This is a genomic window from Acinetobacter sp. ANC_7635, assembly GCF_056779945.1.
In genome coordinates this window covers 97,341-111,022 of record NZ_JBWYIS010000005.1, presented here as the reverse complement: position 1 = coordinate 111,022, position 13,682 = coordinate 97,341, and the positions used below count along the sequence as shown (strand labels likewise).

The 13,682-nt window shown below is 41.0% G+C and carries 10 protein-coding genes and 2 pseudogenes; 1 reads left to right on the top strand and 11 read right to left on the bottom strand.

What is annotated here, in order from left to right:
- Nucleotides 1–17 precede the first annotated feature (17 nt).
- The 7 genes and pseudogenes from aroK to AC1M89_RS07920 all read right to left on the bottom strand — a co-directional run bounded on the left by aroK (nucleotide 18) and on the right by AC1M89_RS07920 (nucleotide 6,042).
- The gene (gene aroK / locus AC1M89_RS07950) at nucleotides 18–560 is read right to left on the bottom strand and encodes a shikimate kinase AroK (protein WP_035263975.1); all 543 of its coding nucleotides are present in this window, start codon (nucleotides 558–560) and stop codon (nucleotides 18–20) included.
- Nucleotides 561–596: 36 nt separating this feature from the next.
- Nucleotides 597–2,327 (bottom strand): annotated as a pseudogene (locus AC1M89_RS07945) (type IV pilus secretin PilQ); the annotation flags it as partial.
- Nucleotides 2,328–2,687: 360 nt separating this feature from the next.
- Nucleotides 2,688–2,909, bottom strand: a pseudogene (locus AC1M89_RS07940) (AMIN domain-containing protein); the annotation flags it as partial.
- A 196-nt stretch (nucleotides 2,910–3,105) separates the two neighbouring features.
- A complete protein-coding gene (locus AC1M89_RS07935; RefSeq protein WP_481589152.1) occupies nucleotides 3,106–3,633 on the bottom strand; it encodes a pilus assembly protein PilP in 528 nt (175 codons plus the stop codon).
- On the bottom strand, nucleotides 3,633–4,361 hold the full coding sequence (locus AC1M89_RS07930; protein WP_481591470.1) for a type IV pilus inner membrane component PilO: 729 nt from the start codon (nucleotides 4,359–4,361) through the stop codon (nucleotides 3,633–3,635). Before AC1M89_RS07930 ends, AC1M89_RS07935 begins: the two co-directional genes overlap by 1 nt.
- Entirely contained in the window at nucleotides 4,358–4,984 is a 627-nt protein-coding gene (locus AC1M89_RS07925; protein WP_035263969.1) for a PilN domain-containing protein, read from the bottom strand. The genes AC1M89_RS07930 and AC1M89_RS07925 overlap by 4 nt, the downstream gene beginning before the upstream one ends.
- On the bottom strand, nucleotides 4,984–6,042 hold the full coding sequence (locus AC1M89_RS07920) for a pilus assembly protein PilM (protein ID WP_035263966.1): 1,059 nt from the start codon (nucleotides 6,040–6,042) through the stop codon (nucleotides 4,984–4,986). The genes AC1M89_RS07925 and AC1M89_RS07920 overlap by 1 nt, the downstream gene beginning before the upstream one ends.
- A 168-nt stretch (nucleotides 6,043–6,210) precedes the next feature.
- On the opposite strand from AC1M89_RS07920, the gene ponA reads away from it, so the two are divergent.
- Nucleotides 6,211–8,736 carry a penicillin-binding protein PBP1a gene (gene ponA, locus AC1M89_RS07915; protein ID WP_481591471.1) on the top strand — a complete coding sequence of 842 codons (2,526 nt, stop codon included), beginning with the start codon at nucleotides 6,211–6,213 and terminating at the stop codon, nucleotides 8,734–8,736.
- A gap of 32 nt (nucleotides 8,737–8,768) precedes the next feature.
- On the opposite strand, the gene AC1M89_RS07910 is transcribed toward ponA, so the two are convergent.
- The 4 genes from AC1M89_RS07910 to AC1M89_RS07895 all read right to left on the bottom strand — a co-directional run bounded on the left by AC1M89_RS07910 (nucleotide 8,769) and on the right by AC1M89_RS07895 (nucleotide 13,675).
- Entirely contained in the window at nucleotides 8,769–9,575 is an 807-nt protein-coding gene (locus AC1M89_RS07910) for a putative RNA methyltransferase (RefSeq protein ID WP_180028177.1), read from the bottom strand.
- Nucleotides 9,576–9,646: 71 nt separating this feature from the next.
- The gene (gene mraY, locus AC1M89_RS07905; RefSeq protein WP_092767279.1) at nucleotides 9,647–10,765 is read right to left on the bottom strand and encodes a phospho-N-acetylmuramoyl-pentapeptide-transferase; all 1,119 of its coding nucleotides are present in this window, start codon (nucleotides 10,763–10,765) and stop codon (nucleotides 9,647–9,649) included.
- Nucleotides 10,766–12,169 (bottom strand): UDP-N-acetylmuramoyl-tripeptide--D-alanyl-D-alanine ligase, encoded by a 1,404-nt coding sequence (locus tag AC1M89_RS07900; RefSeq protein ID WP_035263958.1) that lies wholly within the window; start codon nucleotides 12,167–12,169, stop codon nucleotides 10,766–10,768. It lies immediately after the preceding gene.
- A 9-nt stretch (nucleotides 12,170–12,178) separates the two neighbouring features.
- Nucleotides 12,179–13,675 (bottom strand): UDP-N-acetylmuramoyl-L-alanyl-D-glutamate--2,6-diaminopimelate ligase, encoded by a 1,497-nt coding sequence (locus tag AC1M89_RS07895; RefSeq protein WP_481591472.1) that lies wholly within the window; start codon nucleotides 13,673–13,675, stop codon nucleotides 12,179–12,181.
- Between the last annotated feature and the right edge of the window lie 7 nt (nucleotides 13,676–13,682).

Genomic DNA, 13,682 nt, shown 5'->3' with positions numbered 1-13,682 from the left:
AAGCCAATAAAACAAATTTAATTCAATTCTTTTGCGACAATCACATTAAGAATACGTTGTGCCAAATCACGCGCAGCACCTTGATTCGTTTCAATAATATGATGTGCAACTTCACGATACAGCGGATCACGAATATTCAATAATTCACGTAATTTCTGTTCAGGATTTTCGACTTGTAATAAAGGTCGATTTTTATCACGGTAGGTTCTTTGAAGTTGTATTTCTACGGGAGTATAAAGATAAATCACAATACCTCGATCTTTTAGATAAGATCGATTAATCGACTGAGTAACTGCACCGCCACCCGTCGCAACAACTAAATTTTGTTTTGATGTTAAATCATCAATTACCAGTGATTCACGATGTCTGAATCCCTGTTCACCCTCTTTCTCAAAAATCCATGGGATGGTCGCCCCAGTTTTTCTTTCTATCTCATGATCACTATCAAGAAACTCTCGATGAAGTAAATCTGCAAGATGTCGACCAACGGTTGTTTTACCAGCTCCCATGGGCCCTACCAAATAAATATTCGGTAGGGTTTCAAACTCTTTGCTTGGCAAGGAGTCACCTATTGAATTGCTTTCATTGAAACTATATTAATTGTTTCTAGTTTGCCTGTCATTAACAATTCTTGGTGTCACAAAGATTAATAACTCACGCTTATTCTCTGTTTTACTGTCTTTACGGAATAGACGACCAACAGCAGGAATATCACCAAAGAAAGGCACCTTGGTTTGGTTAAAAATCGTTTCTTGCTCGAAAATACCACCTAGCACCACAGTTTCACCGTTGTTCACAAGCACATTGGTATCAATTTGATTTTTATTCAAAATGATTTCCCCATTCTGTGCATAACCTGCTGGTGAATCACTGGTAATGTTCAATTTCATTTGAATTTTACCATCAGGCGTAATACTTGGTGTTACCTCTAAGCTTAACAATGCTTCTTTAAAGGAAGTCGTCGCCGTTGCAGCACCACCTGCAGTTTCAGTGGTTTGGTAAGGGATTTCTTGACCCGAAGCAACTTTCGCTTGTTGCTTATCAGCAGTGAGAACTTTTGGTGTAGAAATAACTTCACCGTAGCCATCAGCTTGTAGTGCCGACAACTCAAGATCCAGCATAAAATCAGACATATTGATTAAACCAAATGCAATTTTACCTGCAGCCCCAGCCACACCTAAATCCACATTTAAGTTATCAGGACGTTGAATATTATAACGACCATCCTCACTTGGTGATTTTAAATCCCACAGCGTTTGATCACTACCACCAACCAAAAGATCATTATTGGTTGCAACACCTTTCGATACTACACCCCATTTCACACCCATTTCTTTGGTGAAATCTGTTGTCGCGCGTACAATACGAGCTTCGATCATGACTTGTTTTACAGAAACATCCAGTAAATCAATCATCTTGCGTATTTGATCAATTTTTTGAACTGTATCATTAATGATCAATGTATTGGTGCGTGGATCAATTGAAACTGTACCACGTGGACTTAATAATGACCCGACACTGTCCCCCAATGGGTCAGTTGTTGAGTTTGTATTATTACCATTAGATGAACGGCTGTTACGACCTTCAGTAATCAACTTTTCAATATCTTCAACTTTGGCATAGCTCAATTGAATATATTCGGTTTGTAATGGTGCCAATTTCACACTTTGTGCAATGGCTTTCGCCTCTTCTTCTTCAGCTTTAATCAATTCTGGAACAGGTGCAATCCAAATCACGTTTCCGTTGCGACGCTTATCCAAGTTCTTGGTTTTCATTACAATATCAAGCGCTTGATCCCAAGGCACATCTTTTAAGCGTAATGTAATATTCCCCTGAACTGAATCCGAAGTCACCATATTAATGCCGGTAAAATCAGCCAACAATTGTAATACGCGGCGCACTTCAATGTCTTGGAAGTCGAGAGAAATCTTATTACCTGTATATTTCGGTGTACGATTTTGGCTGCTTAAGCCTTTTTTCTCTTCTGGGCGTTTTAGACTGATCGTTAACTTACCATCTGTTTGATAAGCCATATATTCAAAGCTACCACTCGACTGAATGGAAATTACACCATTTGACTTATCATTATAAGCGTCTACTGTAGAGACAGGCGTCGCAAAATCATTAACGTTTAAACGGCGCACCAAATGCGATGGAATTTTGTTACCAAGGAAACGCACCACAACTTTGCTACCTTGCTGTTGTACATCCACTGGTGTATCTGCTGTTTTTAAATTCAGTACAACTTGTCCCTCACCTGCACTACCGCGCTCAAAACCAATATCTTGTAGTCCTTGTTCTACTGCTTGATAAGCGACAGGTGCTGGCGGTGTATACGCAACAGGCTGCTGATAAACAGGAGCTACTGGAGGTGGTACAGGTGCTGCAACTTGCTGACGAACCACTGGTGCAGGTGGAGCGGCAGGTCTTAAAACCGTAGGCGTTGGTGCAGTTGGTTTCAATACCTGCTGTGCTGCAACAGGAAACACAGGTGTTGGCGTTACTGGTGTCTCTGCCACAGCTGTAGCCGCAACAGGTGTAATGTTATTCGTCAGATTAGGACGTATGACTGGCTTTAAAACACTTGGTTTAGTCGCTGGTTCTACTGCTTTGGCTTGTGTAACCACTGGCGCCGCTGGTGTTGCCACTTTCGCAGAGTTCGGGTTATTTATTTTTAAAATAAAGGTATTGCCTTCAACACGTGTCGTGTAGCTACCTTTCTGCGTTAAATTGACAGTTAACCGTGAACGCTGATCATTAGAAATGACTTCAACTGAGTTTGCTTCAGTGGTCGACACAGGTATTTTAGTATTGGCCAGTGTTTGACCTGCCTGCATAAAATCCAAAACCAATCGAGATGGATTTTCCAATTGATATGACTGTGGCTGTGGAGGTAATCCGTTAAACATGACACGGATTTCTGTTCCTTGACCTGGCACCTGCAAAGGCACAATATTGGTCATCGTAGTTTTAGCCGCCGCTGCCTGCATAACAGCTATAGAAACAGTGGTCATAGCGAATTGACGAAGAAAACGGTTCATATACTGTCGATCCCCACCCCAAAAATTTTGCATACTCTTTTTCATTGTTATTCCTTAACTCGTCTTAACCAACAGGCCCAAGCAACACTAAGCTTCTTGGTCTTTCGATATAACCATCTCGACCATCTGAAACAATTTCAATCAGATCGATTTGAGTCGGCGTTATCTTCACGATGCGCCCTTGGTTCATCCCCATGTAATTACCACGTTGCACACGCTCAATCTCACCATCAGGGGTTTGAATCAAAGCGAGAATCTGGCCATTGTTACGTTTTAAACTTCCTTTGAAGTTTAACGTTTCCAATGCATAGCTTTCTAAAGGCTGTGGTTGACGATTAAAATTAGGATAAACACGTTTACCCGACATGATTCTTAGCTCTGTTGCCAATGAGTTTGGCAAGAATGGACTTCGAAGTTGATGTGCCGAGTAAAGAAAATTTGGAACTGGATTAAATACAGGTGCCGGTTCTATGGGTAAAGGCGGCTGGCTACGAATATTCGCCATTTCTTGATTGACCGCATCAATACGCGAATCACATCCCACCAAAGTCGTTGCAATAATTAATCCGCACAAAAGCTTAAATGATTTCATTATTGTCCTCCTGCTGGCATATCAGCTGGTGGAACAACCGCTGAACCTACCGTATCTTCAGTCGATGCAACATAACGATATGTTTTGGCTTTTAATGAATAATTGATCAGTGGAATATCAGATTTTTTATCTGTACTTGGCGTCGCTGTAATCACAAAATCATGTAAGGTCACGATACGCGGTAAAGACGCAATTCCACTCACAAAACGCCCAAATGAATGATAATCACCTGTCGTTTCTATCGAAATTGGCTGCTCAATAAAGAATTCTTGAGCCACTTCATTTTCGAGACGGATATTTTTAAATTTGAGCCCTGAATTCACACCTGTTAAGTTGATGTCCTCAACTAAACTTGGAATTTCTGTTTCTTTTGGCAATTGTTGTAATTGCTCATTGAAATTCATTTCCATTTGTTGCAACTGTGCTTGGTATTGCTGCAAATTACGGAGCTTAGAATCCTTTTCTTTAAACTCTGTCAGTAAATTTGCCTCTTGTGCTTTAGCAAGATCAATGGATTCAAGTTTTGGTTTAATCACCAAAAAGTAACCAATAGCACAAACAAATAGGAAAATAAAAATCCAACAGGTCATTTTTACAGACAGTGGCCAACTACCGTAGTTATTGGAGTCCAAAGTATTAAATTGCTGAAAGAACTTTTCAACAGTCATGGACTTCTTTTTTGGTGCAGTGACATCTGAATCAAAGTCATTTAAATCATTACGACTCATGGTGCACCTCCCACATTATTCGCGTCCATCTCTGATGTCGGTTGAGCAATTGCACCCAAGTCGACAGTCACGATAAATGTACCGTATGACTCTTCAACTCGAGGGATTACCGAACTTGGTGCTTTTTCCTTCACTTCTGGCGCAGCCAAGAATGAATTCATAAATGCATTTCGGTACCACTGGGAAGCTTCTAAACCACGTAATAACTCTGCTACCGCATTCGGACTTTCTGCTTTACCTTCGATGGTAAATTTATTACCAGTACGGGTAAATTTCGTCAGATACACCGTTTCAGGAACAACACGTACCAATTCATCTACTAAACGCACAGTAACAGGTCGTTGACCTTCAAGACCTTGAATCAGTTTCATCCGCTCAATCACTGCATTTCGACGTTCTTGCAATCCTTCCAAGGATTTTAATTGAACGTCTAAACTTTGATTGGTGCTTACAATAAGTTGGTTTGCTTGTTCTTGGTCTTGCAATTTATGATTCAAGAAGAACCAAGCTGCTAAAACCGATAAAATCGCAAGTAATACCACTGCGATACAGATATAAACAAATTGCTTTTTTCGCTGTTCTCTTAGCTCTTCGCGCCAAGGGAGTAAATTAATTTTAGCCATTAATCAAAACTCCTCAATGCCAAGCCACACGCCACCAATAATGATGGTGCATCATTTTCTATTTTTTTCAGGTCGATTTGAGGAGAAAAGCCCATTTGTAAAAATGGATTAGCAATAGTGACACGATATCCCAATTTTTGTTGCATCATTTTTGCAAGACCTGGGATATTGGCATTACCACCCGCCAATAAAATATGATCAATCTCGTTAAATTGAGAAGAAGAGAAAAAGAACTGTAATGAACGCGCTGCTTGTTGAATCACTGCATCAAGGAATGGCATTAAAACTTCTGTTTCAAAGTCATCTGGTAAGGTGTTGTCTTTTTTAGCACGCCCAGCTTCATCATAAGATAAGCCATAACGATTTTGCACATCTTGAGTCAATTGCTTACCGCCAAACACTTGTTCGCGCGTGTAAATAATTTTGCCATTTTGCATGACTGATAAAGTCGTCATGGTATGACCAATATCAAGAACGCCAACAAGATTTGCACCAATCGGCAATGTATCTGCAAAGACTTCAAAACTACGTTCCAGTGCATAGCTTTCAACATCGGCAACTTTTGGGGTAAGGCCGACCAAATCCAATACTTCAATACGAGAGTCCACGTTTTCAGTACGTGTCGCAACGAGTAGAACGTTCACTCTGTTTGGATTGTTTAATCGCTCAGGAAGCACTTCAAAGTCTAAACTGACTTCGTCAAGTGGGAATGGGATATATTGCTCAGCATCCATACGAATCTGAACTTCACGCTCATCATCGCTCATGTCGGCATCCATCTCGATGACCTTGTGAATCACCATAGATGTAGGTACCGCAAAAGCAGCATTCGTCGATTGCGGATTTGCAATATTAATCGCGCGCTCTAAAGCATCAGCCACGTTATCCTGATTGAGGATGTTTTTTTCAACAACACTCCCATCAACCAATGGACTTAACCCGTAACTTTCAACCCAATAGCGACCGTTTTTAACTGATAGCTCTAATAGCTTAACAGAGGTCGAACTAACATCTACCCCCACTAACCCCTTATTTGGCTTACGATATAGTCTAAGCACAATGCAATTCCTATTATTTTTTTGTCCCCAACAACAGCACAATACAAACTAACTACACTTGGTCTAATTTTTTTGCGGATATAATAACTCAACTAACATTCTGTTAAATGAGAAGCTATACTGACCTTCTATTAGTTTGCCTTTAGCACCTATTAAAACTTACTTGTTATGAAAAAGCTATCTTGTTGTGGACAGATTCACCCTTTTTTTTTGCTGATTATCATTATCTTAGTCACAATTCCAATGGGCTTTTATGGAATGTATCTCTATATTGCACCATCTTTGCCAGAGATGACTGCTTTTAAGAAGGCTCCATTATTAAAACCGCTGCAAGTTTATACAGCAGATAACCAATTAATCGCAGAATATGGTGGCAAACTTTCTGTTCCAGTTGATTATGAGCAAATCCCACAAGATTTTATTCATGCTTTTTTAGCTGCAGAAGACTCTTCTTTTTTTGAGCATAGCGGTATTAGTTTTAAAAGTTTAGGACGTGCAGTCAGTGAATCGATCACGGGTTCTGACATTCAAACTGGTGGTTCTACAATTACCATGCAGGTGGCTAAAAACTATTATTTAACACCAGAACGAACTCTCAAGCGCAAACTCACCGAAATTTTCTTAGCACGTAAAATTGAACAAAAATTATCTAAAGAAGAGATTCTTACACTCTACGTCAATAAAATTTTCCTCGGTAAAAATGCTTATGGCATAGCTGCAGCAGCAAAAATTTATTACAACAAGAATTTAAACGATCTTTCAATTGCCCAAATGGCAATGATTGCAGGATTACCTAAAGCACCCTCTAAGTATAATCCTGTGGCCAATCCTGAACGTGCGTTAGAACGTCGCAATTGGATTTTAGGTCGTATGCTTCAATTGGGTTATATCAGTCAAATTGAATATGAAGATGCTGTATCAGAGCCTATCGCTTTGGACATGCCTGATCGCGGTATTAACAATAAATTCCCTTATGTCGGTGAAATGGTTCGTTCTGAACTCGTCAAAAAATTTGGCGATCTCGCGATCGATTCAGGATATAAGGTTTACACCACTATTGATTACAATCGTCAAGCCTTTGCCGAAGAAGCAGTTCGTGTTGGTTTAGAAAGTTATGACCGTCGTCATGGATGGCGTGGCCCAGAAGCCCATGACAAACCCTTAAAAGACTTTGTACCATTTGCAAACACCTACCCTGCTGAAGTCACTAAAGTTTTAAGCAATTCTTTTGAAGCAACTTTACAAGATGGTTCATCAGTCACTGTTCCTTGGTCTGGCATGTCTTGGGCGAGACGCTATCGCAATGCCAATAGTGTGGGTGGTGCACCTAGCAATGCTTCACAAATTGTAAAAGTCAAAGATATTGTTCGTCTACGTCCAAATCAAAATCGCAGTATGTGGTCCTTGGTACAGGTGCCTCGTGTACAAGGTCAGTTAATTGCACTTAACCCAAATGATGGCTCAATTGTCGCGATCGTTGGTGGATATAATTTTTATCAATCGAAATTTAACCGTGCACTGCAAGGTTGGCGTCAACCTGGCTCTATTATCAAACCATTTGTCTACTCGCTTGCACTTGAACGAGGTATGACGCCGCATACCATGGTTAGTGATAATCCCATTACCATTGGTAAATGGTCACCACGCAATTCTGATGGGCGCTATTTGGGGATGATTCCATTACGTCGCGCTTTATATTTGTCACGTAATACTGTCTCTGTTCGCCTTTTACAAACAGTCGGTCTAGAACGTACTCGCCAATTGTTTATGGATTTTGGTTTGCAGGATGATCAGATTCCACGTAACTACACGATTGCATTAGGAACACCTCAAGTACTCCCTGTGCAAATGGCAACAGGCTATGCCGCAATTGCCAATGGCGGTTTCCGCGTGCAACCTCACTTCATTAGCCGTATTGAGGATGCTTACGGCAAAGTGATTTATCAAGCCAATCCTGAATACGCATGTATTTCATGTATTAAATCTCAGAAGCAAGATACAACCTCTGCTGAAGCAACAACACCAGACGACGAAATTATTGAAGTTACCAATCAGTCTTTAGAGGATAAGCAACCCACTTTAACCGATGAAGAGCGTAGCCAATATCGTCAAGCACATCGAATTTTAAAATCCAGTTCAGCATTTGATATGGCGAATATTTTACGAGACGTAATTCAGCATGGTACTGGTCGCGCAGCATTAAAAATTGGTCGTGGTGATTTAGGAGGTAAAACAGGAACAACCAATGATGCAAAAGATGCTTGGTTCGCTGGCTTTAACGGCAATCTAGTCGCAGTTTCATGGGTAGGTTTCGACCAACCGACTACGCTAGGTCGTCGTGAATATGGGGGTATCGCTGCTCTTCCAATTTGGAGTGACTTTATGGAGAAGTCGCTTGCCAATACACCATATGCTTGGGTAAGTTTAGATAAAAATGCAAAAGCTCCTTTAACTCGAGAACAACGTGGTCGTGTACATACATTAAACCATGAGCAAAAAGATAAAACTCCACCTTTAGCTCGTCCAATTTATCGCCCTGCTCCAGTGGTAGCACCAACGAATGATCGCGATTTTGATGATCTACCAGATAACGATCAACCGTTAACACCGACGTCGTCGACACCACCGGATATGAATTCAACACCACAAGTTAAACGAGATTCAATCGAAAATTTGATTAATCAAGTTCAATAACCAAAATAAAGCCCTCTAAAAGAGGGCTTCTTTTAACTTTTCTTTTTTAAAATATAGATCTGAAACTCTGCACTCAGTTCAAATTTTTCAACTTGCTCTAATTGCTCACGCCGTTCAGGTTTGGCCTTATAAGCATATGGCGTCATTGCGATAAGACACTTTAGGTCATTTTGGTTCAACACCAATGGTGCCTGAATTAAGCTTTCATCAATTAACTCAAAGTGCTCGCTCAACTGTGCTACAAATTTATGTGGCTCATGTGCCTTAACTTCTTCAAATAGTGCTTCTCGCATTTTATATAAATGTTGTGGACCTGGGGTAACAACCATTAAATACCCCGATGATTTTAATACACGTAATATTTCCGCCTCGGGAATAGGACTAAATAAACTGGTACATAAATCGATGGTCTCGCTTAAAACAGGCAACACAGCCCCCGTACCCACAACCCAAGTGACATTTTGATTTAATTTTGCTGCTACCTGAACTGCAGTTTTAGCAATATCCACCCCCACAACTTGTATCGCTTCAGCTTCCATTGCATTGGTGTAATATCCTTCACCGCAACCAATATCTAAAAGATTTTCTATACGTAATTCTCGGATTTTAGCAACGACAGCTTGCTGTAATGGCGCATAAAATCCCGCTGATAAAAACGACCGTCTAGCTTGAACAGACTCAGGGGTATCCCCTGGATTTTTACTATGTTTATGCTGTACGACATGCAAATTCACATAACCTTGCTTTGCAATATCGTAACTATGATTACTCTTGCAGCGCCATGTTTTCCCCTCAAGCGCCAATGCCTCGCGACAAACAGGACACATCAACAGATTCATCATTTTCTCCAAAAAATTTTAGCGATGAAAAAAAGTCGGCATAAGCCGACTTGATCTCATTTGATTCTTGCTTAGCGCAATTTTAAGGTCATTAGACCTAAAACTACTAGCATAATTGTGATAATCCAGAAACGGATGACCACCTGTGTTTCACGCCATCCTTTCTTTTCATAGTGATGATGTAACGGCGCCATAAGGAAAACACGTTTATTTCGCATACGAAGCGAACCGATTTGTAAGAATACAGAGACTGCTTCGACTACAAATACACCCGCCATAATTGCAAATACAATTTCCTGACGTACCATCACCGCAATAGTTCCCAGCATCGCTCCAAGCGACAAGGCACCAACATCACCCATAAATACTTGTGCAGGATGCGCGTTATACCAAAGGAATGCTAAACCTGCACCTATCATTGCAGCACAAATAACAACGAGTTCAGATGAATATTTCACATAGGGAATATGTAAATAATTTGCAAAACGAACATCACCCGCCAAATAAGCAAACACCCCTAGGCCCGCCGCAACCAATACAATTGGCATAATTGCAAGACCATCTAAACCGTCAGTCAGGTTAACAGCATTCGACGCACCGTTAATCACTAAATAAGTGAATATGATAAAACCGATCCCTAAAGGTATTACCGATAAAGGAATTGTAAGATCTTTAAAGAAAGGGATCAGCAAATCCAACATATTCGCAGTGTGTACAGGATTAGTTTGCTGAGTCGCAATTACGTAGAGTGATATCCCTGCACCCAAAGAAGCGACAGATGTCCAAAAAAACTTCTTACGCGCTGGCAAACCTGCATTGTCTTTATAACGGATTTTAATCCAGTCATCCGCCCAACCTACGGCGCCAAATATCACCATCACGCCAAGCACAATCCAAACATAAGGGTTTGAAAGATCTGCCCAAAGTAAAGTTGAAATCCCAATAGAAAGCAAAATAAGGAGACCACCCATGGTTGGTGTTCCCATTTTTTTGGCATGGTTTTCCGGAGCGAAAGAACTTACCGCTTGGCCATATTTTAAAGCTTGTAACTTACGGATCATAACAGGACCAAGAACTAGGCCTATCGTGAGTGCTGTCAAGACACTGAGCAGCGCACGTAATGTTAAATAACGAACCACTTGGAACGAGCTGTGATAGCCGGAAAGTTGTTCAAATAACCATAACAGCATTTAGAGTTTCTCCATCAAATCTGCCATCAACGTTTCCATATGGGTATAACGAGAACCTTTGAATAAGAAACTCATTTTTTGCGGTTGATGTGTTTCGATTAGACTAATTAAAAATGGTAGAGCTTGCTCTTGATTGAGGAAAGCTTGTAACTTTTTCCCGTACTGAGTACTACGTGCGCCTTCCTGTGTTGCTGGTGCAAACTCACCAACAGCAACGACAAAGTTGAGTCCGCGAATCGAAACCAAATCTCGCCCGAGTAAATAATGTTGTTGAGCAGCAGTCGGACCTAACTCACCAATATCCCCAATCACCATGACACGAATACCTTCTTGCTGTGCAAGCACTTCACCCGCTGCACGCATCGAAGTGGGATTGGCATTGTATGTATCATCGATAAATAAAAAATCATTTTTTTGAATAAAATTCAAACGTCCCTTTGCACCCACAGCTTGTTCTAAACCCGTGACAATATCATCCAAGCTGATATTTAATGACAATGCAAAAGCAGCAGCAGCCAAAGCATTTTGAACATTATGCTCACCAGCAAAAGGTAAATCCACGGGTTGGACACCTACAGGCGTATGTAATTTAAATTGAGCACTCTGTGGATTCAGCTGAATATCTGAAGCATAGACATCGCCACCTTCTCCAAAACTTAAGGTTTTTGTTGTTTTTACACTTTGACGGATCTGGTCTATATAATCATCAGCTGCTGGCACGATCGAAGTTTCTGAAACATGACCATAGATTTCAGATTTAGCTTTACAAATTCCGTCACGCCCACCGAATTCACCAAGATGAGCCGTACCAATATTAATAATACCCGCAACATGAGGTTGAACGAGCTTCGAGGTATAGTCAATTTCTCCTTGATGACTTGCTCCAAGCTCCATCACTGCATATTCATGATCTGGTCGAAGCTCTAATAGCATCATAGGCACACCCAGATCATTATTGAGATTACCTCGCGTGATCAATGTCGGTGCTTTGCGAGCAAGAATACTACCAAGCATTTCTTTAGTCGTGGTTTTGCCGCTACTACCAGTCAGTGCGATAACTTTTAATTGCGCATGTTGAGCGCGACGAAATGCACCAAGCATACCTAATGCTAATCTCGTATCTGTTACCACCAACTGACAAATATCAATGTCTAAAGGCCGCTCAACAATCGCAATCTGACAGCCTCTTTCAGCCACTTGTTGAACAAACTCATGCGCATCAAAACGCTCACCTTTCAGGGCTAAAAAAGCATCCCCCGACTCCGCATGACGTGAGTCTGTCAAAATACGCTTTACTTCTCCAGTCGGTTTTTTATCATTCAACCAATACCCTTGAGTAGCAGCAACAAGATCAGACAAAGTCCATGGGACAAGTGTCGCAGTACTTGTAGTAGATGTGTGCATAATGATTCCTTAGTCTGCTGGATAAGATGCTGGCTTAGTCGCATGCTGACCCTTAATGGCTGCTTGGACTTCTACCACATCATCAAACCAATGACGAACACCATCAATCTCTTGATAATTTTCGTGGCCTTTGCCTGCAATCACAACAATGTCACCTGCTTTTGCTGTTTTCACTACAAACTTAATCGCTTCACGACGATCATGAATTTCATGAACCTCTCTGTCCAAAAATTCAATTCCAGCCTTCATGTCAGCAAAAATTTGTTCTGGGTTTTCAGTACGTGGATTATCTGAGGTGAGCAATACAACATCTGCATGATCTAGAGCAGCCTGTGTCATTAAAGGTCGTTTACCGCGATCACGATCACCACCACACCCAAACACGGCCCATAATTGTTGTGAAACATGACGTTTTAATGTTTGAAGAACCTGAATTAATGCATCAGGAGTGTGGGCATAATCCACGACAAACAAACGATCTTGATCACGCAACACTTGCATACGCCCTGGCGCGCCTTTTAGCTGAGGAACTAAAGCGACTAACTGAGATAAATCTAAACCCGCCTGTTCAACAGAGATTAAGCTCGCAACTACATTTTCAATATTAAAATGACCCAATAACGGACTATGCACTAAATAGCTTTGGGACTTGGTCACCAATTTAAAATGAACACCATCTAAACTATATTGAATCTCTTCAACACGGTAATCCGCGGGCTGAGTGGTGGAATAAGTTAAAATTTTAGGTTTTGCTGGATTTTGCTCCGCCGCTTTGAGCATGATATTTGCGTAAGCATCATCGATATTGATAATTGCAACTTTAAGACTCTCAAACTGAAATAAGCGTGATTTTGCCTCAGCATAGGCCTCTAAAGTCTTGTGATAATCCAAATGATCGCGACTTAAATTACTGTAAGCTGCAACTTCAATTGGCGTTCCATTGAGACGCCCCTGTTCAAGACCATGGGAGCTGGCTTCAATAGCAGCAAACTTAGCCCCCTGCTGAGCATAAGCATGCAATTGATTTTGCATATGCAATGCATCTAACGTGGTATGTGTAGATGCTTCAAGGTGAGGTAAAATCCCATTCCCTGTCGTTCCCATCACAGCACATGGGTACTTACTTAACATCAGTAGCTCTGCAACAAGCCTTGAAATGGTCGTTTTACCATTGGTTCCCGTGACAGCCAATACTCGAAGTGGATTTACTGGCTGTGTCTGTTGCAAATAATCTTTCTGCCATTGTCCCATAAGCATACGCACATTCGGAACGATCAAACTTGGCGTTAAACCTAGATCTTGTTCTGAAATAATAGCCAAAGCACCAAGATCCAAAGCCTTCTGTGCATATTCTGCAGTTTTTTCAGGTTGAGAAAGACTGGTCAAAGCAATAAACACTTGTCCCGCTTCAACTTTACGACTATCTAATTGGAAGCCATTAAATGCTTGTTGCATCCATTCTGCTGGATGATCTACAGCGTAGATTTGTTGAAATGTAATCGACATTCATCAC